The 503-nt window shown below is 64.0% G+C and carries 1 pseudogene; it reads left to right on the top strand.

Annotated elements, in window-relative coordinates:
- Positions 1-133: 133 nt before the first annotated feature.
- A pseudogene (locus tag H7I57_RS20035) lies at positions 134-430 on the top strand (transposase); the annotation flags it as partial.
- Positions 431-503 lie beyond the last annotated feature (73 nt).

Here is a 503-nt window from a genome sequence, read left to right as displayed (position 1 = left end):
CGCAGACGGGCTATCGCCCGTCAACTACGAGATCAGGGAATCCAAGACCAAGCCGGAAGCGGCATAGGAAACCCTCCACGATTTCGGGGGAACCACAGATTCATCCAACGAGGATGCTGGCGGGTCGCGGTCGTTGCTCGATGAGATCGTCCGCGACGGTGCCCAGCAGATGCTGGCCGCGGCGTTGGCCGCTGAGGTCGCCGCCTACATCGATGCCCATGCCGGGGCGGTCGACGAGCACGGGCGTCGGCTGGTGGTCCGCAACGGCCATCACCACCAGCGTGAGGTGCTGACCGCGGCGGGCGCGGTGAGTGTGACCGCCCCGCGGGTCAACGACAAGCGCATCGACTCCGATACCGGTGAGCGGCAACGGTTCTCCTCGGCGATCCTGCCGGCGTGGGCGCGTAAGCCTGGATTCACCGATGAGGTAGGGATGGGAGGCGGGTTGTAACAGCGAAATGCCCTGTCGTGGTGAAAGAATGAGATTTCTCGAGGATCACATT

Origin of the sequence: Mycolicibacterium pyrenivorans (assembly GCF_025821625.1) — a bacterium.
Classification (GTDB): domain Bacteria; phylum Actinomycetota; class Actinomycetes; order Mycobacteriales; family Mycobacteriaceae; genus Mycobacterium; species Mycobacterium pyrenivorans.
Note: the sequence above shows the minus strand (reverse complement) of the source record. Positions and strands in the feature narration are given on the sequence as shown.